We start from the raw sequence: 24,921 nt of genomic DNA, 5'->3' as shown, positions 1-24,921 counted from the left end.
TCGGTACAATACCGGACTCATGCCCAAGAAGCTGCCTAATGAAATAACGTGTCTAACTTTTGGGGGTCACTTCAATGAAGTCGACTTTTTTATAAAAGGTCGGCTATTTTTCTGTCTTGCAAATTATGAAAAAAAGGAGCAAAATAAAAAAGTCCCTGGTCTATACAGGTACATATTTAAAAATCGACTAAAAAGGATGCTTTAGTTTATAAGATCTAAAGTATGTAAGATATATTCGTATGCAAAAATAAGATGATGAATGAGAAAATGGGTGATTATGTTGAATAGAGCAATTGGTGTTATTGATTCGGGAGTAGGAGGATTAACAGTAGCGAAAGAGTTAATTCGTCAGCTACCAAAAGAGCGTATTATATATTTAGGAGATACAGCACGTTGTCCTTATGGTCCACGTTCTCGCGAGGAAGTGCGTCAATTTACATGGGAAATGACAGAGCATTTATTGGCACTTGATATTAAGATGTTAGTAATTGCTTGTAATACGGCAACTGCGGTTGTACTAGAAGAGATGCAAAAGCAATTACCAATCCCGGTAGTGGGTGTAATTCATCCAGGTTCGCGTACAGCCTTGAAAGTGACGAATACGTACCATGTTGGTATTATTGGAACAATTGGAACGGTAAAAAGTGGTGCGTATGAAGAGGCGCTAAAATCTATTAATAATCGTGTTATGGTAGAGAGTTTAGCGTGTCCGCCGTTTGTTGAACTTGTAGAAAGTGGAACCTTTGAGAGTGAGATGGCGTATGAGGTTGTTAGAGAAACGTTGCAGCCATTGAAAAATACTGAAATCGATACGTTGATTTTAGGGTGTACACATTATCCGATTCTAGGTCCAGTTATTAAGCAGGTAATGGGGAATAAGGTGCAGTTAATTAGTTCTGGAGATGAAACGGCTCGGGAAGTGAGCACAATCTTATACCATAGTAAGATGTTAAATGAAGGAGAAGAGCAAAGCGATCATCTTTTCATAACAACAGGGAAAATTGATTTATTCAAAGAAATTGCATCTAAATGGTTTGGACAACCGATTGAAAATGTAAAACATATTAATCTGGAAACAACATAACAGTATAGACTCTTATATATATTCATTTTGATTATCCGACATATAAGTCACGGTTTTGAAAATAAAAAGGATTGTTTGCTTGTTTTTTCCTTTTGGTTTTACATGGCATGGGGCTAAAAAAGGTACTGACCGCTTTTATGCAAGGAGAGGCGTTCTCTTCCGCCTAAAAGGAAGGGGTTTATATCGGTTTTTCAATCTGTGTGTTTATAGAAAACTCCTAAGAAGTTAGGAGTTTTTTTATTTTGTAAATTGTAAGATAAGTTGTCATTGCTTGTTCTAAAATGATAAAAAGCTCGTATACATATAGTACAAACTTAGATTTTAGGGGGAAATGGTATGCCTAAATCCACTTTTAAATGGCTTGTTTGTACGGCAGTAAGCGCAGTTTTACTAACGGGGTGCGGTTTGTTGAATAAGGAGAAAGAAGCAGAACAAATTGATCCGCCGAAAAAAGTTTCGTATACAGAAGGTGAGAAGAAAGACACTGCCAAGAAAGGTAAGCAAGAGCAAACGACACAAAGGGAATTATATCTTGTTGATAAAAATGGTTATGTGGTGCCACAAACGTTAGCATTGCCTACTCCGAAGCAAAATGAAGTTGTGAAACAAGCATTAGAATATTTAGTGAAGGATGGTCCAGTAGAGAACTTACTACCAAATGGGTTTAAGGCAGTTCTTCCAGCAGGTACAACAATGACTATGGATTTGAAAAAGGATGGTACGGCAGTCATTGATTTTTCAAAAGAAATGAAGAGTTATAAAAAAGAAGAAGAACGCCAAATTATTGAGTCAGTTGCTTGGACATTAACGCAATTTAAAGAGATTAAACAAGTGAAGTTTCAAATAAATGGTGAAAAATTAGCGAAGATGCCAGTTGCTGGTACACCAATTGGTGAAGGTGTGAGCCGTGCGGACGGTATTAACTTTGATGATGAGCAAGTGGCGGATGTCACGAATACGAAGCCAGTGACACTTTATTTCTTAGCACAAAATAATAAAACACAGTATTATGTGCCAGTGACACGACGCGTAGCAGAAGGAAAGGAACATGAAGTAGCAACGGTTGTGAATGAGCTTGTTAAAGGGCCATCGGGTTCAGCTTTACTTAGTGATTTTAATCCTGGTGTGAAGCTTGTTAGTGAACCGAAAATACAAGATGGAAAAGTTACATTGAATTTCAATGAAAATATATATCTAGATAAAGAGAAAAGTAAGATTTCAAATTATGTATTGCAATCACTCGTTCTATCTTTAACAGAAAAGAATGATGTGAAAAATGTTTCTGTTGAAGTAAATGGAAAAGCAAATCTTGTTACTGAGAAAGGTGAGAAACTAACAAAACCTGTTGATCGTCCGCAAAACGTAAATACAGGTAGTTTTTAATCGTAAATAATTTGATATACTTATGTAAGAAAGGGGAATTTCTTTTTGAGTTCCCCTTCTTATTGTTATACATATAAGCAATTGAAAATGGGCTATACTAACAGGTAGCAGTTACTAGGGGGTTATTTTATGCGAGTAGATGGTAGACAAGCGGCAGAACTGCGTCATATACGTCTTCATACAAATTATTTAAAACATCCAGAAGGTTCTGTTCTGATTGAAGTGGGAGATACGAAGGTTATTTGTTCGGCAACAATTGAAGAACGTGTGCCGCCATTTATGAGAGGCGAAGGGAAAGGCTGGGTAACAGCAGAATACGCAATGATTCCACGCGCGACAGAACAGCGTACAATTCGTGAGTCCAGTAAAGGGAAAGTAACTGGTCGCACAATGGAAATTCAACGTTTAATTGGACGAGCATTACGTGCAGTTGTTGATTTGGAAGCGCTTGGGGAAAGAACGGTTTGGATTGACTGTGATGTGATTCAAGCAGATGGCGGAACAAGAACTGCGTCGATTACAGGTGCTTATGTCGCGATGATATTAGCATTTGAAAAGTTATTACAAGCAGAAAAAGTATCTAAAATTCCGGTGAAAGATTATTTAGCTGCAACGTCTGTTGGAATTGTTGAAGGTCAAGGTGTAGTATTAGATTTAAACTATGCTGAAGATTCTAAAGCTGATGTTGATATGAACGTCATTATGACAGGGAAAGGCCAGTTTGTTGAAGTGCAAGGAACTGGAGAAGAAGCGACATTTAGCCGTGCGGAGTTAAATGAACTACTTGATGCAGCTGAACAGGGAATTCTAGAACTCGTTGAAAAACAAAAAGAAGCATTAGGCGATATCGTATCTCACATAGAGTAGAGGTGAAAATATGAAACAAGTTGTTGTTGCAACGAAAAACGTGGGGAAAGTGCGTGAATTTGCAGAGCTATTCGAGAGGTTCGATTTAGAAGTAAAATCTCTTCATGACTTCCCTCATATTGAAGAAGTCGAGGAGACTGGTGAAACGTTTGAAGAAAATGCAATTTTGAAAGCGGACAGTTTATGTAAACAGTTAAATTCAATCGTTATTGCAGATGATTCTGGTTTAATTGTTGATGCGTTGAATGGAAATCCTGGTGTGCGCTCTGCTCGCTACGCTGGTGAACAAAAAGATGATCAGGCGAATATTGATAAAGTTTTAAAAGAATTGGATGGCATTTCGATGGAAAAGCGTTCAGCACGTTTTTATTGTGCGTTAGCGGTTGCTTTTCCAGAAGAGGATAAAGAACCGGTTATTGTAAACGGTACATGCGAAGGGAAAATTTTAGAACAGCGCCGGGGTGCAAATGGTTTCGGATATGATCCAATCTTTTATGTAGAAGAATATAAACGAGCGATGGCTGAGCTAACTTCAGACGAGAAAAATGAAATTAGTCACCGCGGTCGTGCTCTTCGTAAGTTAGAAGAGAAAATTCCAGCGTGGTTTTTAGACGAAGAATAAGGGAGAGAGACCGATGAGGGCTTTAATTGTAAGCGATAGTCACGGTTCTACGAAAGAATTACAGCAATTAAAGGATACATATGAGGGAAATGTAGATGTTATGATTCATTGCGGTGATTCAGAGTTAACACCAGAGCATCCAGATTTACAAGGGTTCCAAGTAGTAAAAGGAAATTGCGATTTCTATAATGGTTTTGACGAAGAAATCATTACTGATGTAGAAGGGATACGTTTTTTTGCTACGCATGGTCATCGATACAATGTTAAAATGAGTTTGCAAACACTTTTATATCGTGCAAAAGAAGTGGAAGCGAACATTGTTTGTTTTGGACATTCTCATATGTTGGGAGCGGAATTTATTGATGGTATTTTATTCATCAATCCTGGAAGCATTTTATTGCCGCGTTCCCGAAAAGAAAAAACATTTACTTTGTTAGAAATCAATGAAAATGACATTGAAATTCGATTTGAAACATTAGGTGGAAAAGTTGTCGCACATAAAACTTTTCAAAGAGGATAAGAAAAATTATCCTCTTTGAAAAAAGTGTTGACTTTATCTTTGTTTGCAAATATAATAAACCTTGTCGATAAGACATCGGCAAAAAATAAAAACAACATATGCGGGTGTAGTTTAGTGGTAAAACAAGAGCCTTCCAAGCTCTGGTCGAGAGTTCGATTCTCTTCACCCGCTCCATGTCCCAGTAGCTCAGCAGGATAGAGCAACGGCCTTCAAGAATAGGAGCCTTTATAGGGAAACAAGAACCTATAGAGTGGACGACACTATATCGGTGAAGCCTTAACAGTACGGCTGATGGTAATACCGAGGAAACTTACGATCTTCTTAAGAAGATTAAGGAGTTTTGAATGATTAAGTAAATCTTAATGGTAAAGACTCTGAAGTATGATGAAAATCATCGTGAGGTTCCGTAGAGACTACACGTGTCGCACCTGAAATGGTGAAGATATAGTCCAGACTACAAACAGTAAATACTGGTAGCGAAAGCTATGGTGGTAAGCTAAGCCGTCGGTCGGGAGTTCGAATCTCTCCTGGGACGCTAAAAAAACCTTGTTATCTTTTGATAACAAGGTTTTTTATTTGTTTTTAAATTAGTTATTAATAAATTTCTCAAACACAAACCCATAATCTTTCACGTTATATTGCTTCTTCGTATCTACAAGCCAATTAAATGCAATTTGATTCATTTCTTTAAATTGCTCTGCTAAATTAACTTGTGCATTTGTAATACGGCTAAATGTATTAGAAGCCATGTCTAAGCTTTTATGAGCGTATTGTAATGTAATATCGTTCTCGTATGAAATTTCCTCAATTTTGAGAAGGGCTTTATATAGATCTTTTAATTCTTCGATATGTTTTTTATGAACATCAATGGAGTAATATTCATCACCCATATGGAACTTAATTTCTACATCTAAATCGATTGTGCCAGCGGTTTCTAGCGCTACATTTCTAATTTGATATTTACTGTAGCTAAAGCGACGTAGTGTGCGTTTTTTACTCGCTGCACTCGTGCCATCTAAGTGAATTAAACCTTTGTTTGTAAAGCAATATTCATCTGATTTTGATTTAATGAGAAAATAAATTTTTTCCCCATCTTCATGCATCACATAATCATCGGCATCGACTTTATCATAATCTTTCGGTGTGATTACAGAACCTACATCGCTTAACCCAAGAACATCAGCAGCTACTTTTTTGAACATATAATTCATCCCCTTCTTTGTTCTGAATTGTACGAAATTATATTATCATGTTTATAGACAGTTTATAAGTTTAATTTTAAAAAATTGAAGGAGGGATTGTGAACGAATTACCGAACTTAGTTTAGATAATAACTTTAAAGGTGTTGAATAGTCATATGTATCATCATACAAAAACAAAAGGTGACTTAGGTGTTTTAAAAGCTCAGGTGGATTTGTATGAAAAGGGATATATGATTTTAGTTCCGTATACAGAACATTCACCATTTGATCTTGTAATTTATAAGGATGGGGTATTTAAGAGAGTCCAAGTTAAATATCGAGAGTTAAATGAGAAGGGGATACTTGAAATCAGGTTTCGCTCTAGTTATTCAACGAGTAACGGGGTAGCTATAAAGAGTGTAGATAAAGAAGAAATAGATATTTACTGTGTATACTGCCCTCAAACGGATTTGTGCTATTACTTTAATCCGGGAGCATTTGGTAAATCAATTAGTTTACGAATAGACCCTCCCAAAAATCAGCAAGAAAAGAACATTAAATTGGCAAACGAGTATAGAGAACTCCCGTAAAACCACTTGCAATAATGTTAGGTGGTTTTTCTTTTGTTTTGAAACCTTACAATTCTGTAAGATAGATGTAAGGAAGTTCGATGGTAACAAAATGTCAGCTCTTTATAATGAAGGTAACGAAGATGAAACGAGGAGGAAGAAAAAATGAAAGGATTAGTTGTAACTGCTTTAACAGTAGCTTTTGGATTTGTGGCGTATGAGAAATTAATAGATGTCATTGATGTTGTGAAGCATTTAGTAGCATAGAGAGAATTGTTATGAGCGGGAAAGGGAATGGGTAGATGAATGGAATGGTTATTCGGAATTATAGGTGTCTGTAGTGTTATACTATTGTTATTTGTCCCAAGTGGAATACTAAGTCCCACTACAAGTTTATTTTTTATGTGTTTACTTGCCTGCATTATGCTTATTATCATGTTTCTGATGAAACAAAGTAAGCCAATCTTCTTTTTTAGCATGATTGTTGTTACAATTATTGTTCTCCAAATTATTACTCTTTTCGTATATCCTACAATTATAAAAGCTTTCCATTGATTAGAAAATCCTCTGCGTTATTTGCTGAGGGTTTTTGCTGTGTATAAAGAGGGTCTTCTGATGTAACTTTTTCATTTTAATTATAAAAATTAAATATTTTCATATTTCAAATAAATGTATTTGGAATGTTGTTTTCTTAACAGTCATTTGTTATATTTACTTTGAAGAGATTTAAAATCTAAAAAAAGAGGCGGACGTATGGATAAAAAGGAAAATACGGTCGTATTGTTTCCACAGTTGTCAGATCGTTATATTGATCAAGGTTTTTTGGCGCTGCGGGAGCGAAAGTTCGAAGATGCATTGCGCTGTTTTGAAATATTGCGTCAGTATAATGGAGAAACAGAACAAACAGAATTAGCTTCAGTTATTTGTTTATTAGAATTAAAGCGAATGGGCGAATCGAAAGAACGATGTGAGGAATTGCTTGAAACAGGGACAGTCTTGTTTGGGGATATTCTTGAAACATACATTACAATTTTAGTTCAAACAAATGATTATGTAGGTGTAATTGAAACTGTTGAAGAGGTTTTGCAGAGAAAAGAATTGACCGTAGAGCAAAGAGAAAAATTAGCACAACTTGCTCAATTTGCCGAGAGTATGCTAAGTGGTGAGGATGTAACACCGATAGAACCAGATTTTGATTTAGAAGAATTTTCGGAGAATCTATTTGTGGAAAGTTTTGGGCAACAATTGCAGGTAATTAATGCTTTGTTACTTAAAAATCTTGAAAAAGCTTTGCCCGCTTTACAGAAATTTCTTATTGATGACACGCGACATCCGTATTTAAAAACTTCCATTATATACAAAATGGTAGAAAAGCGTATAGAAGAAGAAATAGAAGTAGAGAAATTTGGCGAAAGAATAATGATTATCCCAGCTCAATTGGGTCATAATGATGAGTATTCGAAAAAAGTTATACATATATTATCTAATCGATTAGAAAATGATCATCCTGATATATTTGAGGCAATTATTACATATTGGAGAGAAATGCAAACGAGTATTTTCCCGTTCCCGTTATTAATGGATAAGCATGAAGTATGGGCTGCGGTTTTAGAGAGAATTGGAAGAAAACGTTTTGGATTGATAATCGATGAAGAGGAACTGATGGAAGCGTATAATATTACGGTTGAAGAGTTTCATGTTGCTTATCAATGGTTTTTACGTGTGGAAAGAGAAGGGCATTTACCAGTATAATTATGAAAAAGAATCGTTCAGTTATTGAAACGAGAATATTCTATGTTATAATGTAAGGGTTGCAAAAGGCTGAATTATGCCTGTTTGTAAGAGGAGAGAAGTATAATTCTCTTACTTAATATGTTTCATATTATTCTCGAACAAAATATACCGTGTTTGTCTTATAGACAAATAATAGATTGGGAATCGCATGTTCTAAAGCTTATTGCTAGAAGGTTAAAAAACCTGAATCAATGGGCTTTCACGCTTTTATTATTTCTAAAAAAGAAATAATGGAAACTCAATCTGTAGAGGTATGTGCATACATTATTATAGTTGGAGGGAAAGAATAAATGGCTGCAAAATGGGAAAAATTAGAAGGTAACGTTGGCGTTTTAACAATCGAAGTTGATGCTAAAGAAGTAAACAACTCTATCGACGCTGCGTTCAAAAAAGTAGTAAAAACAATTAACGTACCTGGTTTCCGTAAAGGGAAAATGCCTCGTCCGTTATTCGAACAACGCTTTGGTGTTGAATCTTTATACCAAGATGCTTTAGATATTATCTTACCAAAAGCATACGGTGAAGCAATCGATGAAACTGGTATCTTCCCAGTTGCTCATCCTGAAATCGACATCGAGAAATTCGAGGAAAACGAAAACTTAATCTTCACTGCAAAAGTTACTGTAAAGCCTGAGGTTAAATTAGGTGAATACAAAGGACTAGCAGTAGAAAAAGTTGAAACAACTGTAACTGACGAAGATGTAGAGAATGAATTAAAATCTTTACAAGAGCGTCAAGCTGAACTAGTTGTTAAAGAAGATGGTACTGCTGAAAACGGCGATACAGCTGTAATCGACTTTGAAGGTTTCGTTGATGGCGAAGCATTCGAAGGCGGAAAAGGCGAGAACTACTCTCTAGCAATCGGTTCTGGTACATTCATCCCAGGTTTTGAAGAGCAATTAATCGGCTTAAAAGCTGGCGAATCAAAAGACGTTGAAGTATCATTCCCAGAAGAGTACCATGCAGAAGAACTTGCTGGTAAACCAGCAACATTTAAAGTAACAGTTCATGAAATTAAAGCAAAAGAACTTCCAGAGTTAAGCGATGAGTTCGCTAAAGATGCAGACGAAGAAGTTGCAACTCTTGATGAGTTAAAAGCAAAACTTCGTACAAACTTAGAAGAAGGCAAAAAGCACGAAGCTGAGCACAAAGTTCGTGACGAAGTAGTAGAAAAAGCTGCTGCTAACGCTGAAATCGAAATTCCAGAAGCTATGATCGAAACTGAGTTAGATCGTATGGTTCGTGAGTTCGAACAACGCTTAAGCCAACAAGGTATGAACCTTGAGCTTTACTACCAATTCACAGGTACTGACGCTGACAAATTAAAAGAACAAATGAAAGAAGATGCACAAAAACGTGTAAGAATCAATCTTGTTCTTGAAGCAATCATTGAAGCTGAAAACATCGAAGTTACTGAAGAAGAAGTAACTGCAGAAGTTGAAAAAATGGCTGCAATGTACAATATGCCAGTTGACGCTATCACACAAGCTCTTGGAAGCTTAGATGCTTTATCTGAAGACCTTAAAGTTCGTAAAGCTGTAGACTTCTTAGTAGATAACAGCAAAGCTGCATAATAAAATAACAAGGCGCGATTTTAATCGTGCCTTATTTTATAAATATAGATATAAATATATTTATAAAACTTTTCGATGAAGAAGGAAAAGGACCTTCTAAAGTCGAATATACATATTTCAAAAGTTTTAAAAATTTTTTATTTGTACATAACTAGTCATATTATTTGTATTTCTCGCCACGTAGTGACATAATATGTATTTACATACGATACATTTATCGTGTACATACGAAGGCAAGAGATTAGCACTTTGTAAGGGGTGTGAAAATATGTTTAAATTTAATGATGAAAAAGGGCAATTAAAATGTTCTTTCTGTGGTAAAACACAGACGCAAGTCCGAAAGCTTGTTGCTGGTCCAGGTGTTTACATTTGTGATGAGTGTATTGAGCTTTGTACAGAGATTGTGCAAGAGGAGCTTGCAAAAGACGAAGAAGTAGAATTCAAAGATGTACCGAAACCAGTAGAAATTCGTGAAATCTTAGATGAGTATGTCATCGGACAAGATAATGCGAAAAAAGCACTAGCAGTTGCGGTATATAATCATTACAAACGCATCAATTCTAACAGCAAAATTGATGATGTAGAATTGGCGAAAAGTAATATCGCGCTTATTGGGCCAACAGGTAGTGGTAAAACATTGCTAGCTCAAACGTTAGCACGTATTTTAAATGTTCCATTTGCAATCGCAGACGCAACATCTTTAACAGAAGCTGGATATGTAGGTGAAGATGTAGAAAACATTTTACTAAAACTTATCCAAGCAGCTGATTATGATGTAGAGAAAGCGGAAAAAGGAATCATTTATATTGATGAGATTGATAAAGTGGCGCGTAAGTCAGAAAATCCATCAATTACACGTGATGTATCTGGTGAAGGTGTACAGCAGGCCCTTCTGAAAATTTTAGAAGGTACTGTAGCAAGCGTTCCGCCTCAAGGTGGTCGTAAACATCCGCATCAAGAGTTTATTCAAATTGATACAACAAACATCCTATTCATTTGTGGTGGTGCGTTTGATGGCATTGAGCCAATTATTAAACGCCGCCTTGGTGAAAAAGTAATTGGATTTGGTTCAGAGAAGAAAAATGCTGATGTAAATGAAAAGCATGTTTTATCTCACGTATTACCAGAAGACCTTTTACGATTTGGTTTAATTCCAGAATTTATTGGTCGTCTTCCAGTTATTGCGAACCTAGAGCCACTTGATGAAGGTGCTCTTGTTGATATTTTAACAAAACCGAAAAATGCACTTGTGAAACAGTTCCAAAAATTGTTGGAGCTTGACGATGTTGAGCTTGAATTTGAAGAAGGAGCACTGATTGAAATTGCTAAAAAAGCAATTGAACGTAAAACAGGTGCTCGTGGACTTCGCTCTATTATTGAAGGCTTAATGCTAGATGTAATGTTCGAACTTCCATCTCGTAAAGATATCGAGAAGTGTATTCTTTCAAAAGAAACAGTAGCGGACAATGCACCACCAAAATTGGTGCTACAAGACGGTACTGTGCTTGATACAAAAACATCTGCATAGTGTAAGTGAGAAACAGCAATTTTTATAATTGCTGTTTCTTATTATGTTTAGCACTTTTCCTCCCAGGAAATACTAAATGGTAAAACATAGCGGGAGGAAATGAATCATGAGCTGGACAAACATATTTTTACTTGTTCAACTTGTTTTTGGCGTAATTGTCGGATTGTATTTCTGGCATTTGCTCAAAAACCAGCGAACACAAAAAGTTTCAATTGATCGAGAATCGAAAAAAGAATTAGAACAACTTCGCAAAATGCGCGAAATCTCTTTAACAGAACCGCTTGCTGAAAAGGTGCGCCCTATATCTTTTTTAGATATTGTTGGGCAAGAGGACGGAATTAAATCATTAAAAGCGGCGCTTTGTGGACCGAATCCGCAGCATGTCATTATATATGGCCCTCCTGGAGTGGGAAAAACGGCAGCGGCACGTCTTGTGTTAGAAGAAGCGAAGAAAAATCAAAAATCACCATTTCGTATGAACGCAACATTTATTGAGTTGGATGCAACAACGGCTCGCTTTGATGAGCGCGGTATTGCGGATCCGTTAATTGGCTCAGTGCATGATCCGATTTATCAAGGTGCAGGTGCAATGGGACAGGCAGGGATTCCACAGCCGAAAAAAGGTGCTGTAACAGATGCACATGGTGGCATTTTATTTATTGATGAAATTGGTGAATTGCATCCAATCCAGATGAATAAAATGTTAAAAGTATTAGAAGATCGTAAAGTGTTTCTGGAAAGTGCATACTATAGTGAAGAAAATTCAATGATTCCAACATACATACATGATATTTTTCAAAAAGGCTTACCAGCAGATTTTCGCCTAGTTGGAGCGACAACCCGTTCTCCAGATGAAATTCCTCCGGCTATTCGCTCTCGTTGTTTAGAAGTTTTTTTCCGTGAACTCGATACGGAAGAAATTCAAAAAGTAGCGAAGAATGCAGCAGAAAAAGTGAAGATGGAAATCGGGAAACAAGGTATTGAATTAATTGGGATGTATGCAAGGAATGGAAGAGAAGCCATTAATCTTGTACAAATTTCTGCAGGAATGGCAATTAATGAGGAACGCTCATTTATTAAAGATGAGGATATTGAATGGGTCGTTCATTCTAGTCAGCTTACTCCAAAGTATGAAAAGCGTATTTATCCAATTCCGAAGATTGGCCTTGTGAATGGACTTGCAGTATATGGCCCGAATACAGGAGCGCTATTAGAAATTGAAGTAACAGCAATACGAGCTGTGGAAAAAGGTACGATTAATGTTACAGGGATTGTGGAAGAAGAGAGCATTGGTAGTCAAACGAAATCAATCCGACGTAAAAGTATGGCGAAAGGTTCGGTTGATAATGTGTTAACCGTACTTCGTTCTCTCGATTTATTACCAGAAGGATATGATGTACATATTAATTTCCCTGGTGGTATTCCAATTGATGGGCCTTCAGCGGGAATTGCAATGGCAACAGGAGTATACTCTGCTCTCCATCAAGTTTATGTGAATAATGAAATCGCAATGACAGGAGAAATAAGTATTCATGGTGAAGTAAAGCCGGTAGGTGGCGTATATGCAAAAGTGAAAGCAGCAAAAAAGGCGGGAGCAAAAAAGGTAATTATTCCTGCTGAAAATATGCAACCATTTTTATATACGATAAAAGGTATTGAAATTATACCTGTTCGAAAATTGAAGGAAGTTTTTGAGTTAACGTTCGTACAGGAAAATTTGCATCGTGAAATGAATGTGCATCATCAGATTGATGAAGGTGACGTACAATCCATGTAAGATGAAACTGAATAAGGTTCTAATAGGAAGCTTTATGTAAGAGGAACGTCAACTAGAATGTAATAATATTTGCCAGACTTCGTTTAAGTTTGTATGCTTAAGCGAGGTCCCTTTTTCTTTTGTGGAACAAAAAAGTAAGAAATTTGTAATTGTAAGGAATCTCTGCAATTGCATCAAGAGGTATTGTAATATAAAATGGTTGAACAGGAGTTTAATTTATTATGGAGGTGCTATGTCTAGTATGAATACGAACGAAAGAATTGTGCCCCTCCTACCATTAAGAGGCGTTCTCGTATATCCAACGATGGTTCTGCATCTTGATGTAGGACGTGATAAATCGATACAAGCACTAGAGCAGGCAGCAATGGATGAAAATATCATCTTTTTAGCAATGCAAAAAGAAATGAATATCGATGATCCGAAAGAAGACGACATATATAGTGTGGGTACAGTAGCGAAAGTAAAGCAGATGTTAAAACTGCCGAACGGCACGCTTCGTGTCCTTGTAGAAGGTTTACATAGAGCAGAAATAGTAGAATTTATTGAAGAAGAAGATGTAGTAAAGGTTTCGATTCAAACAGTAACAGAAGAAGAAGAGGGCACTTTAGAGGAAAAAGCCCTTATGCGTACGTTGCTAGAACATTTCGAGCAATACATTAAAGTTTCGAAAAAAGTATCGAATGAAACATTTGCTACGGTAGTTGATGTAGAAGAACCTAGTCGCTTAGCTGATTTAATTTCTTCTCATTTACCGATTAAGACAAAACAAAAGCAAGAGATTTTAGAAATCTTATCTGTAAAAGAAAGATTACATACACTCATTTCTATCATTCAAGACGAACAAGAGCTACTGAGCTTAGAAAAGAAAATTAGTCAAAAAGTGAAACGTTCGATGGAACGGACGCAAAAAGAATATTTCTTGCGCGAACAAATGAAGGCGATTCAAACAGAACTTGGTGATAAAGAAGGTAAAGGTGGCGAAGTTGAAGGGCTTCGTGAAAAAATCGAAGAGGCAGGAATGCCAGAAGAAACGAAGAAGGCTGCTCTAAAAGAATTAGATCGTTATGAAAAGTTACCAGTAAGCTCTGCGGAGAGCGGTGTAATTCGCAATTATCTTGATTGGTTATTAGCGCTTCCGTGGACAGAAGCAACAGAAGATATGATTGATTTAGCGCATTCTGAAACAATCTTAAATAGAGATCATTACGGTCTTGAGAAAGTGAAAGAACGTGTGCTAGAATATTTAGCTGTTCAAAAGCTAACAAATTCTTTAAAAGGACCGATCCTATGTTTAGTTGGTCCTCCAGGTGTGGGGAAAACATCTTTAGCGCGTTCGATTGCAACATCGTTAAATCGTAATTTTGTTCGTGTTTCCCTTGGTGGTGTTCGTGACGAATCTGAAATTCGTGGTCACCGTCGTACATATGTTGGAGCAATGCCAGGCCGTATTATTCAAGGAATGAAAAAGGCCAAGACAATCAATCCAGTCTTTTTATTAGATGAGATTGATAAGATGTCTAATGATTTCCGGGGTGATCCATCGGCGGCGTTACTTGAAGTATTAGATCCAGAACAAAACCATAACTTTAGCGATCATTATATCGAGGAACCTTATGATTTATCAAAGGTAATGTTTGTTGCAACTGCAAACACACTTGCAAGCATTCCAGGTCCGCTTCTTGATCGTATGGAAATTATTTCAATTGCTGGTTACACAGAGATTGAAAAGGTGCATATTGCTCGTGAACATTTATTACCGAAACAATTAACAGAACATGGTTTGCGAAAAGGGAACCTCCAAGTGCGCGATGACGCGTTACTTGAAATTATTCGCTACTATACGCGTGAGGCTGGTGTTCGTACGCTAGAACGTCAAATTGCAAAGATTTGTCGTAAAGCAGCAAAAATCATTGTTACAGAAGAGCGTAAACGTATTATTGTAACGGAAAAAAATATTACAGATCTGCTTGGTAAACATATATTCCGTTATGGACAAGCTGAAACGACAGATCAAGTTGGAATGGCAACTGGTTTAGCGTATACAGCTGCTGGTGGTGACACGCTTGCAATTGAGGTGTCTGTATCACCAGGAAAAGGAAAATTAATTTTAACAGGGAAACTTGGGGATGTTATGAAAGAATCCGCACAAGCTGCATTTAGTTATATTCGCTCTCGTGCAGAAGAACTTCATATTGATCCAGATTTCCATGAAAAGAATGACATCCATATTCACGTTCCAGAAGGAGCAGTTCCAAAGGATGGTCCTTCAGCTGGTATTACAATGGCAACAGCGCTTATTTCTGCGTTAACGGGTGTACCTGTAAGTAAAGAAGTTGGTATGACAGGTGAAATTACGCTTCGTGGTCGTGTATTACCAATCGGTGGATTGAAAGAAAAAACATTAAGTGCTCATCGTGCAGGCTTAACAAAAATTATTTTGCCAGCCGAAAATGAAAAAGATTTAGATGATATTCCAGAGAGCGTAAAAGAAAATCTTACGTTTGTGCCTGTATCTCATTTGGATGAAGTATTGGAGCACGCATTAGTAGGAGTGAAACAATGAAAGTAACAAAAGCAGATATTGTCATTAGTGCTGTTAAACCAGAACAATATCCAGAGGGTGATTTACCAGAAATTGCATTAGCAGGTCGTTCTAATGTTGGGAAGTCTTCCTTTATTAATAAAATTTTAAACCGTAAAAAGTTAGTACGTATTTCTTCTAAACCAGGAAAAACGCAAACATTGAACTTTTTCTTAATTAATGAAATGATGCACTTTGTCGATGTTCCAGGTTACGGATATGCGAAAGTATCAAAAACAGAGCGAGCGGCATGGGGAAAAATGATTGAAACTTACTTTACAACGCGTGAGCAATTAGATGCGGCTGTATTAGTAGTTGATTTACGTCATTCACCAACAAACGATGATGTAATGATGTACGATTTCTTAAAGCATTATGAAATTCCAACGATTATCATTGCAACGAAAGCAGATAAAATTCCGAAAGGGAAATGGCAAAAGCATTTGAAGGTTGTAAAGGAAACACTTGATGTTGAGGCTGGCGATGAGGTTGTTCTATTTTCATCAGAAACAGGGCTTGGAAAAGAAGAAGCTTGGAAAGCCATTCATAAGTTTACAAAAACAAAAAACGTGTGACGATCCGTCACACGTTTTTTTGTTTAGTTATAATACCGGACTTTTTAAACATTTACTTATAATACGTTTAATGTAACTTCAATATTCCCTCTAGTCGCTTTTGAATATGGACATACGCCATGTGCAGCTTCAACAAGCTTTTGTGCTTCATCATGAGAAACGCCAGCTACACGTACATCAAGTACAGCGGATAATTCAAAACCACCATCTGTATCTTTTCCAATTGAAATGTGGGCTGTCACTTCTGTACTTTCTACTTTTACACGTTTTGTACGAATTACAAGTTGCAGAGCGCTATCAAAGCATGCGGCGTAACCAGCTGCAAATAATTGTTCTGGGTTCGTTGCTTCGCCGCCCATACCGCCTAATGCTTTTGGCATTTTCACATCAAGATTTAGAATACCGTCTTCTGAAACAACTTTCCCGTTTCTTCCACCTGTTGCAGTTACAGTTGCTGTATATAATTTTTCCATGGTTATTCTCCTTTTCTATCATTGATTGTTTTCATGGTTTCAATTAATTTACTTAATTGAATTAATAATGATCGATATTCTTGTTCTGTAATTCCTAAATTGGTAGCCATAGTTTTTGGTAATGAACATGCTTTTTCTTTTAAAGCGTTTCCTTGTTTGGTTAGTTCAATGCACACCTTGCGTTCATCTTCCTTAGAGCGAATACGTTTAATCAATTCTAATGTTTCCATGCGTTTTAACATAGGTGTTAATGTACCAGAATCTAAAAGTAGACGTTCGCCAATTTCTTTTACAGTTAATCCATCTTGCTCCCAAAGTACTAATAATGTAATGTACTGTGGATACGTAATACCCATTTCTTCTAAATAAGGTCGATAAAAGCGTGTTACTTCTCTAGAGCAGGCATAAATCGAAAAGCAAAGTTGATTATCAAGATGTAAAGCATTCTCGTTCATAAGCATCCTCCTTTTTAAATTGTGCACAATTTAATTTTGTAAAATCAATATAACGAAAAAGAAATGAGTTGTCAAACACATTGCAACGAAAAAATGTTGAGTAATGTTTCACATGAAAGAAGTTGTTACATTTTGGAACAATCATACATATTTTTCTGTATGATGAAAGAAGATAAAAAAGATAGCCTTCCAATTCTTATGGAATAGTTTCCATCACTTGATTCTGACAGTTTTTTTTGGTAACGTACAAATAGAGTTATTATTTTATAATGATTATAAAGTAAGATGTTTATGCAGATGAGTAACGGATTCCCTGCTCGGTGCGTGAATCAGAAAAAATAATTTATCAATGTTCACACGATTGTCAGATTCATAACAGGAAAGTTGTATTATGATAGTAGATAAGGTGATAAAACGGTTGAAGGGGGACATGCTGCGTGCATATTCTTGTTGTTGGTGTAAATTATCGAACAGCCCCTGTAGAATTTCGTGAGAAACTCACATTTCAGGCAGCAGAGTTAGAGCAGGCAATGACAACATTACAAAATCAAAAGAGCGTGTTAGAAAATGTCATTGTATCAACTTGTAACCGCACAGAAATCTATGCTGTTGTCGATCAATTACACACGGGACGATATTACATTAAGAAATTTTTAGCTGATTGGTTTCAGCTTGAGATAGAAGAGATTTCGCCATACTTGTCTATTTTTGAACAAGATGGTGCGATTGAACATTTATTCCGCGTAACGTGCGGATTAGATTCTATGGTAGTCGGTGAAACACAAATTTTAGGTCAAATGCGAAATAGCTTCTTAGAGGCGCAAGAAGTGAAAGCGACAGGAACAGTTTTTAATGAATTGTTTAAACAAGTCATTACGTTAGCAAAGCGTGCGCATTCAGAAACAACGATTGGTGAAAGCGCAATGTCTGTTAGTTATGCCGCTGTTGAACTTGGAAAGAAAATTTTCGGTGATTTAACAGATTGTCACGTTTTAATACTTGGCGCTGGAAAAATGGGTGAACTTGCATTGCAAAACTTGTACGGAAGCGGAGCGCGTAAAGTAACTGTTATGAACCGTACGTTTACGAAAGCGGAAACAATGGCTGAGAAATATATGGGGCATGCGAAACCGTTAAGTGAATTGCAATGTGCGCTTTTAGAAGCGGATATTTTAATTAGTTCAACGGGTGCTTCAGATTACGTGATTACGAAAGAAATGATGACAAGAGTAGAGCGGATGCGCTGTGGTCGTCCGCTATTTATGGTAGATATCGCAGTGCCGCGTGATATTGATCCAGCAATTGATGAGCTAGAGGGTTCTTTCTTGTATGATATTGATGACCTGCAAGGCGTAGTAGAAGCAAATCGTGCGGAGCGTTTGAAAGAAGCCGAAAAGATTCAGCTTATGATTGAAGAGGAAATTGTTGTATTTAAAGCTTGGTTAAATACACTTGGAGTCGTTCCGTTAATTTCAGCTCTTCGTGATAAAGCACTGGCAATTCAAGGTGATACGATGCAAAGTCTTGAGCGGAAAATTCCAACGCTTAGTGATCGTGAGAGAAAAGTAATTAGTAAGCATACGAAAAGTATTATCAATCAACTGCTAAAAGATCCAATTTTAGTAGCAAAAGAGTTAGCGGCCGAAGAGGGAGCTACGGAAAAGCTTGCTTTATTCGCGAAAATTTTTGATTTAGAAGTGCAAGAAGAGGAAGCGAAACAAACGGAAGAACGAGAACATGAACGAGCGTGGACATCATCCGTTCCATCTTTATAACTGGAAGGATGATCGGATGGACTTTTTAAATAATAGTATTATTTATCATATCGCAATTATTTTATATGCTTGTAGCATTAGTTTATATTTTATAGATTATTTCCAAAGTAACCGAAAGGCGAATCGAATTGCTTTTTGGTTACTTGCAATTGTATGGATACTGCAGTCTATTTTTATGTTACTTCGGGCTACGGAATCAGAGACAAATCCAATTTTAACGTTATTGTCAGGGATTTATTTTTATGTGTGGCTATTAATTACGATGTCACTCGTAATCAATCGATTTATGCGCATTGACTTTTTAGTCTTTTTTACAAATGTCATTGCATTTGGCGTAAGCGCTTTTTCTATTTTTACTCCGCTTGGAAAAATGTCGCCGGTACTTGCAGATCAATTAGTTTCAGAACTTGTATACGTACATGTAGGAATGGCTATTATTTCCTATGCGGCATTTACGGTATCGTTTATTTTTTCTATTATGTACTTGTTGCAATATCGATTATTAAAACAGAAAAAATGGAATGCGAGATTAAGAAGGTTGGGGAATTTACCGAGGCTAGAGTCGATGTCTTATGGACTAAATTTATTTTCGGTTCCATTTTTCTTATTAGCTATTTTACTTGGATGTATATGGGGATATACAAAGCTAGATAATTTCCATTGGTATGACACGAAAGTAATCGGGTCTTTTGTTGTTTTATTTGTGTATTGTATGGGATTGTATTTACGAGGGTCAGATATATTGCAAGGTAAGAAGATTATAAATTGGAACATTGCTTCCTTTCTCGTTATGCTAATCAATATTTTCCTATTAAGCAGTTTATCCAACTTCCACTTTTGGTATTTATAATGAGGAGAGAAAATTATGCGCAAAATTATTGTCGGTTCAAGAAAGAGCAAACTAGCGTTAACACAAACAAATTGGTTTATTGATCAGTTAAAAGCGCTTGGTTTACCATATGAATTTGAAGTGAAAGAAATTGTTACAAAAGGTGATGTTATTTTAGATGTAACACTTTCAAAGGTAGGCGGGAAAGGCTTGTTTGTAAAAGAAATTGAGCACGCATTGCTTACGAAAGAAATTGATATGGCTGTACATAGTATGAAGGATATGCCAGCTGTGCTTCCAGATGGATTAACAATTGGCTGTATACCAAAGCGTGTCGATCCGCGTGATGCATTTATCTCGAAAAACGGGGAATCTTTTGCAGAGTTAGCAGAAGGTGCGACACTTGGGACAAGTAGTTTAAGACGAAGTGCGCAACTATTAGCTGCTAGACCAGACCTACAAGTGAAATGGATTCGTGGAAATATTGATACGAGATTACGTAAATTAAAAGAAGAAGACTACGATGCGATCATTTTAGCGACAGCTGGATTACAGAGAATGGGCTGGGATGATGATGTGATTACAGAGCATTTAGATGAAACGTTATGCGTACCTGCTGTAGGACAAGGTGCCTTAGCGATTGAATGTCGCGAAGATGATAAAGATTTATTGCAATTATTATCTCATATAAATGATGCGGTAACAGAACGAACAGTGGCGGCTGAACGAGTATTCCTTCATAGACTTGAAGGTGGCTGCCAAGTACCGATTGCTGGCTATGCAACGCTTGGGGAGAATAATGAAATTGAATTAACAGCTCTTGTTGGCTCTATGGATGGTTCTGTTTTGTTAAAAGAAACAGTTACAGGTATGGATTCAGAGCAAGTTGGCCTAGAAGCAGCTGATCGTTTAATTAAGCAAGGAGCAAAAGAGCTCATCCTCGCTGCAACTAAGGAGCAACAGTAATCATGGAAACTCTTGCTGGCAAAACGGTACTGATTACGCGTGCAAAACATCAAGCAAGACAAATGAGTGTAGCAGTGAAAAAAGGGAGCGGAATTCCAGTGGAAATTCCGCTTTTGCGTATGGAAGGTGTATCCCAGCAAGTGTTTCAAAGTATATCGCAGCAGATACACTTATATGACTGGGTTATTTTTACGAGTAAAAACGGGGTAAGCTTCTTTTTAGATGGTTTAGGAGAGCGAATCCCCTCCACTGTTCGCATCGCTGCAGTAGGTGTGAAAACAGGTCAAGAATTAGAAAAGCGGGGTTATGAGGTTTGTTTTGTTCCAACATCGTTTGTTGCTGAAACCTTTGCAGAAGAATTTGTAAGAGAATTAAGCGGGAAGGAACGCATTTTATTTCCAAAAGGGAATTTAGCTAGAGATGTGATTCCGACTAAACTCCGAGAATTAGGAGTACTCTTAGAGGAACTTGTTGTATATGAAACAAAAACAAATGATAAGAGACAGCAAGATCTTATCGCAGCTCTAGAATCTGGTAAGATAGACGTGGTTACATTTACGAGTCCATCTACTGTTATAAGCTTTGTGAAATTACTCGAGGGTACAAACTGGAGAGAATGGATAAAAAAATGTACAATTGCTTGTATAGGACCGATAACAGAGCAGGAGGCAAGGCGTTATTTTGCCGATGTAATCGTTCCAAAAGAATATACAATAGAAGCGTTAATACAGTGCATTTCAAAATATAATCAAAATGCATAATCAATAAAAGAATGGGAGATAGAAATCTATGAGTTCTTTACAATTCAATCGTCACCGTCGTTTAAGACAGAGTGGAAATATGCGTGCGCTTGTACGTGAAACGTTTTTACATACAGAAGATTTTATATATCCTATATTTGTATTAGAGGGAGAAAATGTTCGTAACGAAGTTCCTTCTATGCCAGATGTATATCAAATTTCTTTAGATCTTCTGCAAGCTGAAATGCAAGAAGTTGTAGATTTAGGTATTCGTTCTGTTATCGTATTCGGCTTACCTGCTGAAAAAGATGAAGTTGGATCTTCTGCATTTTGTGAGCATGGCATTGTACAGCGTGCAATCAAACAAATTAAAGAACAGTTCCCAGAGTTAGTAGTAGTGGCAGATACATGTCTATGTCAATATACAAGCCATGGTCATTGCGGCGTTATTGAGGATGGAATTATTTTAAATGATGAATCATTAGAAATTCTTGCAAAAACAGCAGTAAGCCAAGCGAAGGCAGGGGCAGATATTATCGCGCCATCTAACATGATGGACGGATTTGTAACTGCGATTCGTCATGCTTTAGATGAGAACGGCTTTGCACATGTACCGGTTATGTCATATGCGGTGAAATATTCATCTGCATTTTACGGTCCATTCCGCGATGCAGCCCACGGTGCACCGCAATTTGGGGATCGTAAAACGTACCAAATGGATCCAGCAAACCGCATGGAGGCATTCCGTGAAGCTGAATCAGATGTAAAGGAAGGAGCAGACTTTTTAATTGTAAAACCGGCTCTTTCTTACTTAGATATTATTCGTGATGTGAAAAATAATTTTAATTTGCCAATCGTTGCTTATAATGTGAGCGGAGAATATTCAATGATTAAAGCAGCGGCGCAAAATGGTTGGATTAATGAAAAAGACATTGTGCTTGAGAAGCTAGTAAGCATGAAACGTGCAGGAGCAGATTTAATTATTACGTATCATGCGAAAGATGCAGCACGATGGTTACAAGAAGGAGGCGCACAATAATGAAAAAGTTCGATAAATCGATTGAAGCGTTTGAAACAGCGCAAGATTTAATGCCTGGTGGCGTAAATAGTCCAGTTCGTGCGTTTAAATCTGTTGGGATGAACCCGCTCTTTATGGAACGCGGAAAAGGCTCTAAAGTGTACGATATTGATGGGAATGAATATATCGACTACGTATTATCATGGGGACCTCTTATTCACGGACATGCAAATGACCGTGTTGTAGAATCATTAAAAGCTGTTGCGGAAAAAGGAACGAGCTTTGGTGCCCCAACAGAAATTGAAAATAAATTAGCGCAGCTTGTAATCGAACGTGTGCCATCGATTGAAATTGTACGTATGGTAAACTCTGGAACAGAAGCGACAATGAGTGCACTTCGCTTAGCACGTGGTTACACAGGTCGTAATAAAATTTTGAAATTTATCGGTTGTTACCATGGGCATGGTGATTCTCTATTAATTAAAGCTGGTTCTGGCGTTGCAACGCTTGGTTTACCAGATAGCCCTGGAGTACCTGAAGGTGTAGCGCAAAATACGATTACAGTAGCGTATAACGATTTAGAGAGTGTAAAATATGCTTTCGAACAATTCGGTGACGATATTGCTTGTGTGATTGTAGAACCAGTAGCAGGAAATATGGGTGTTGTACCACCTCAGCCGGGGTTTTTAGAAGGACTTCGTGAAGTAACAGAGCAAAATGGTGCCTTGCTTATCTTCGACGAAGTAATGACAGGATTCCGTGTTGCTTATAACTGTGGACAAGGCTATTACGGTGTGACGCCTGACTTAACCTGTTTAGGAAAAGTAATTGGTGGTGGATTGCCAGTAGGAGCATATGGTGGTAAAGCAGAAATTATGCGCCAAGTTGCACCGAGCGGACCAATCTATCAAGCGGGTACATTATCCGGCAACCCTCTTGCAATGACAGCAGGTTATGAAACATTAGTACAATTAACACCAGAATGTTATCAAGAGTTTGAGCGTAAAGCGGAAATGTTAGAAAATGGCCTACGTAAAGCGGCTGAAAAACATGGCATACCGCATTATATAAACCGTGCAGGTTCTATGATTGGTATTTTCTTCACGAATGAACCAGTTATAAACTACGATGCAGCGAAAACATCGAACTTAGAATTCTTCGCAGCTTACTATCGTGAAATGGTAGAACAAGGTGTATTCTTACCACCTTCTCAATTTGAAGGATTATTCTTATCAACAGCACATAGTGATGCAGATATTGAAGCAACGATTGCAGCAGCAGAAATTGCAATGTCAAAATTAAAAGCGTAAAGTGAAAAAGATTGTCAGGGTGAATCCTGACAACCTTTTTTTATTATGCTACATATTGTTGAAGTGCTGATAAGTGGCGCCTGATGGTCGAGATATAAAAAATACCGATAGATGTAATGATATCCCGTTGCTATATGAAAAATGAATAGAGAGCCTGCATGTGTAGTTTGATTTTTTACTCATAAAATAACCCCCATGCACATAAACCTGTAATGACATACAGTTTGGGAGGGGGAAAAGAAGTGGCAACTGATCATTCATTACGTTTTTCATTAAAAGAATCGGTTTGGTTCCAAAAAGGACAGGAAGTCGAAGAACTTTTGTCAATTTCGTTAGATCCAGACGTTGAGATAGAGGAGCTTGAATACGAAGTAATTGTGAGAGGGCAATTGGATTTAACGGGGGAATATGTTGCAAGGCAAGAGGATTCTGCATTTTCATTACGAGATTTATCTCCGGCGAAATCGATTGATTATGTAGAAACGAGAGAAGATGGTGTAAACGAACTTGTACATTCTTTTCCATTAGAAATTTCGATTCCGCGAAATCGAGTGAAACAAGTTGAAGAATTGTATGTTTCCATTGAGGAATTTGATTATGAATTAAAGGAAAACGGTTGCCTGCAATTATTAGCAGATATATCGATATCTGGATTATGTGAGGACGAGAGAATACAGAATGAAATGCAAGAGGAAGAGATAGAGCATCTAGAAGTTGCTAGAATTGAGGAAGCAAAAGTGGTGGATGAGGATAAAGCACCAGCGGAAGTGGAAGAAGTAACAGTCCATACAGAATCAGATGGATGGGAGGATTATGCATTTGAGCCTTTCCAATTAGAGGAGCGTAAAGAACAAGAGTTAGAAGATCTAGAAGAACCGGAAGAGGAAGAACGAGAAGAAGTAGCAAAAGAAACTACACCACAGTTTGAATTGTTTGGCCGGAAAGATTTTAAGAAAGAGAAGGAAAAGAAAGTAGAGGAAGAAGTCGAATCGGCATACTCGCAACGGGATGAAAATGCATTATACTTAACAAAATTGTTTACGAAAGAGCCGGAAGAAGAATTTACAAAATTACGTATGTATTTCGTGCAAGAAGGAGATACAATTGAATCGGTTGCAGAGCGATATGAAACGTCTGTCCAGCATCTACACCGCGTGAATCAAACAGATGAAGTATATTTAACTGCAGGGCAAATTATATATATACCTGTGCCAAGAGTGAAGACAAAGTGAGTGAAGAAGCTTCTTCTTCACCTCTTTTCTTTTTATTATGCGATCGTGGGCAGTAAAACCGCAACCTC

At 37.2% G+C, this 24,921-nt stretch carries 23 protein-coding genes and 1 tRNA gene; 21 read left to right on the top strand and 3 right to left on the bottom strand.

Annotated elements, in window-relative coordinates; genetic code table 11:
- Positions 1–259: 259 nt before the first annotated feature.
- From racE to LOK41_RS01880, 6 genes are all read left to right on the top strand, one after another.
- Positions 260–1,084 (top strand): glutamate racemase, encoded by an 825-nt coding sequence (gene racE, locus LOK41_RS01905; protein WP_277818432.1) that lies wholly within the window; start codon positions 260–262, stop codon positions 1,082–1,084.
- A 336-nt stretch (positions 1,085–1,420) separates the two neighbouring features.
- Positions 1,421–2,467: a GerMN domain-containing protein gene (locus tag LOK41_RS01900; protein WP_241814923.1), complete on the top strand. Its 1,047-nt coding sequence runs from the start codon at positions 1,421–1,423 to the stop codon at positions 2,465–2,467.
- A gap of 129 nt (positions 2,468–2,596) precedes the next feature.
- Entirely contained in the window at positions 2,597–3,334 is a 738-nt protein-coding gene (rph, locus tag LOK41_RS01895; RefSeq protein WP_241814922.1) for a ribonuclease PH, read from the top strand.
- A gap of 10 nt (positions 3,335–3,344) precedes the next feature.
- Positions 3,345–3,956, top strand: a complete 612-nt coding sequence (locus LOK41_RS01890; RefSeq protein WP_241814921.1) for an XTP/dITP diphosphatase — start codon at positions 3,345–3,347, stop codon at positions 3,954–3,956.
- Between the two features lie 13 nt (positions 3,957–3,969).
- Positions 3,970–4,476, top strand: coding sequence for a metallophosphoesterase (locus tag LOK41_RS01885; protein ID WP_241814920.1), 507 nt, complete (start codon positions 3,970–3,972; stop codon positions 4,474–4,476).
- Positions 4,477–4,576: 100 nt separating this feature from the next.
- Positions 4,577–4,650: transfer RNA gene (locus LOK41_RS01880), tRNA-Gly, on the top strand.
- A 413-nt stretch (positions 4,651–5,063) separates the two neighbouring features.
- Here the strand turns inward: LOK41_RS01880 and LOK41_RS01875 are convergent.
- Entirely contained in the window at positions 5,064–5,678 is a 615-nt protein-coding gene (locus LOK41_RS01875; protein WP_174098826.1) for a PH domain-containing protein, read from the bottom strand.
- 155 nt (positions 5,679–5,833) lie between these two features.
- Here LOK41_RS01875 and LOK41_RS01870 point away from each other — a divergent pair, with 155 nt between their 5' ends.
- The 8 genes from LOK41_RS01870 (at position 5,834) to ysxC (ending at position 16,055) form a co-directional block, all read left to right on the top strand.
- Complete coding sequence (locus LOK41_RS01870) at positions 5,834–6,247, top strand: group I intron-associated PD-(D/E)XK endonuclease (RefSeq protein WP_241814919.1); 414 nt, start codon at positions 5,834–5,836, stop codon at positions 6,245–6,247.
- 285 nt (positions 6,248–6,532) lie between these two features.
- Positions 6,533–6,781 (top strand): hypothetical protein, encoded by a 249-nt coding sequence (locus tag LOK41_RS01865; RefSeq protein ID WP_174098828.1) that lies wholly within the window; start codon positions 6,533–6,535, stop codon positions 6,779–6,781.
- 198 nt (positions 6,782–6,979) lie between these two features.
- A complete protein-coding gene (locus tag LOK41_RS01860; RefSeq protein WP_241814918.1) occupies positions 6,980–7,978 on the top strand; it encodes a hypothetical protein in 999 nt (332 codons plus the stop codon).
- A 332-nt stretch (positions 7,979–8,310) separates the two neighbouring features.
- A complete protein-coding gene (gene tig / locus LOK41_RS01855) occupies positions 8,311–9,594 on the top strand; it encodes a trigger factor (RefSeq protein WP_241814917.1) in 1,284 nt (427 codons plus the stop codon).
- 268 nt (positions 9,595–9,862) lie between these two features.
- Positions 9,863–11,122 carry an ATP-dependent protease ATP-binding subunit ClpX gene (gene clpX, locus LOK41_RS01850; protein ID WP_018764399.1) on the top strand — a complete coding sequence of 420 codons (1,260 nt, stop codon included), beginning with the start codon at positions 9,863–9,865 and terminating at the stop codon, positions 11,120–11,122.
- Between the two features lie 106 nt (positions 11,123–11,228).
- Positions 11,229–12,899 (top strand): ATP-dependent protease LonB, encoded by a 1,671-nt coding sequence (gene lonB / locus LOK41_RS01845; protein ID WP_241814916.1) that lies wholly within the window; start codon positions 11,229–11,231, stop codon positions 12,897–12,899.
- 232 nt (positions 12,900–13,131) lie between these two features.
- On the top strand, positions 13,132–15,462 hold the full coding sequence (gene lon / locus LOK41_RS01840; RefSeq protein WP_241814915.1) for an endopeptidase La: 2,331 nt from the start codon (positions 13,132–13,134) through the stop codon (positions 15,460–15,462).
- The gene (gene ysxC / locus LOK41_RS01835; RefSeq protein ID WP_241814914.1) at positions 15,459–16,055 is read left to right on the top strand and encodes a ribosome biogenesis GTP-binding protein YsxC; all 597 of its coding nucleotides are present in this window, start codon (positions 15,459–15,461) and stop codon (positions 16,053–16,055) included. The genes lon and ysxC overlap by 4 nt, the downstream gene beginning before the upstream one ends.
- Positions 16,056–16,111: 56 nt before the next feature.
- Here ysxC and LOK41_RS01830 read toward each other — a convergent pair whose 3' ends face one another.
- Together LOK41_RS01830 and LOK41_RS01825 are read right to left on the bottom strand one after the other, a co-directional pair.
- On the bottom strand, positions 16,112–16,528 hold the full coding sequence (locus tag LOK41_RS01830) for an organic hydroperoxide resistance protein (RefSeq protein WP_241814913.1): 417 nt from the start codon (positions 16,526–16,528) through the stop codon (positions 16,112–16,114).
- Between the two features lie 2 nt (positions 16,529–16,530).
- Entirely contained in the window at positions 16,531–16,983 is a 453-nt protein-coding gene (locus LOK41_RS01825; protein ID WP_241814912.1) for a MarR family winged helix-turn-helix transcriptional regulator, read from the bottom strand.
- Between the two features lie 437 nt (positions 16,984–17,420).
- Here LOK41_RS01825 and hemA point away from each other — a divergent pair, with 437 nt between their 5' ends.
- The 7 genes from hemA (at position 17,421) to spoVID (ending at position 24,853) form a co-directional block, all read left to right on the top strand.
- On the top strand, positions 17,421–18,758 hold the full coding sequence (gene hemA / locus LOK41_RS01820; RefSeq protein WP_241814911.1) for a glutamyl-tRNA reductase: 1,338 nt from the start codon (positions 17,421–17,423) through the stop codon (positions 18,756–18,758).
- Between the two features lie 16 nt (positions 18,759–18,774).
- Complete coding sequence (locus LOK41_RS01815; RefSeq protein ID WP_241814932.1) at positions 18,775–19,608, top strand: cytochrome c biogenesis protein; 834 nt, start codon at positions 18,775–18,777, stop codon at positions 19,606–19,608.
- A gap of 15 nt (positions 19,609–19,623) precedes the next feature.
- Positions 19,624–20,553 (top strand): hydroxymethylbilane synthase, encoded by a 930-nt coding sequence (gene hemC, locus LOK41_RS01810; RefSeq protein WP_241814910.1) that lies wholly within the window; start codon positions 19,624–19,626, stop codon positions 20,551–20,553.
- 2 nt (positions 20,554–20,555) lie between these two features.
- Positions 20,556–21,314 carry a uroporphyrinogen-III synthase gene (gene hemD / locus LOK41_RS01805; protein WP_241814909.1) on the top strand — a complete coding sequence of 253 codons (759 nt, stop codon included), beginning with the start codon at positions 20,556–20,558 and terminating at the stop codon, positions 21,312–21,314.
- A gap of 28 nt (positions 21,315–21,342) precedes the next feature.
- Positions 21,343–22,332: a porphobilinogen synthase gene (hemB, locus tag LOK41_RS01800; protein WP_241814908.1), complete on the top strand. Its 990-nt coding sequence runs from the start codon at positions 21,343–21,345 to the stop codon at positions 22,330–22,332.
- Positions 22,332–23,621, top strand: coding sequence for a glutamate-1-semialdehyde 2,1-aminomutase (hemL, locus tag LOK41_RS01795; protein ID WP_174098840.1), 1,290 nt, complete (start codon positions 22,332–22,334; stop codon positions 23,619–23,621). The genes hemB and hemL overlap by 1 nt, the downstream gene beginning before the upstream one ends.
- A 212-nt stretch (positions 23,622–23,833) precedes the next feature.
- A complete protein-coding gene (gene spoVID / locus LOK41_RS01790) occupies positions 23,834–24,853 on the top strand; it encodes a stage VI sporulation protein D (RefSeq protein WP_241814907.1) in 1,020 nt (339 codons plus the stop codon).
- Positions 24,854–24,921 lie beyond the last annotated feature (68 nt).

The sequence above is a fragment of the Bacillus sp. TL12 genome (assembly GCF_022625245.1).
Taxonomy (GTDB): domain Bacteria; phylum Bacillota; class Bacilli; order Bacillales; family Bacillaceae_G; genus Bacillus_A.
This window is presented reverse-complemented; position numbering and strand designations above follow the sequence as displayed.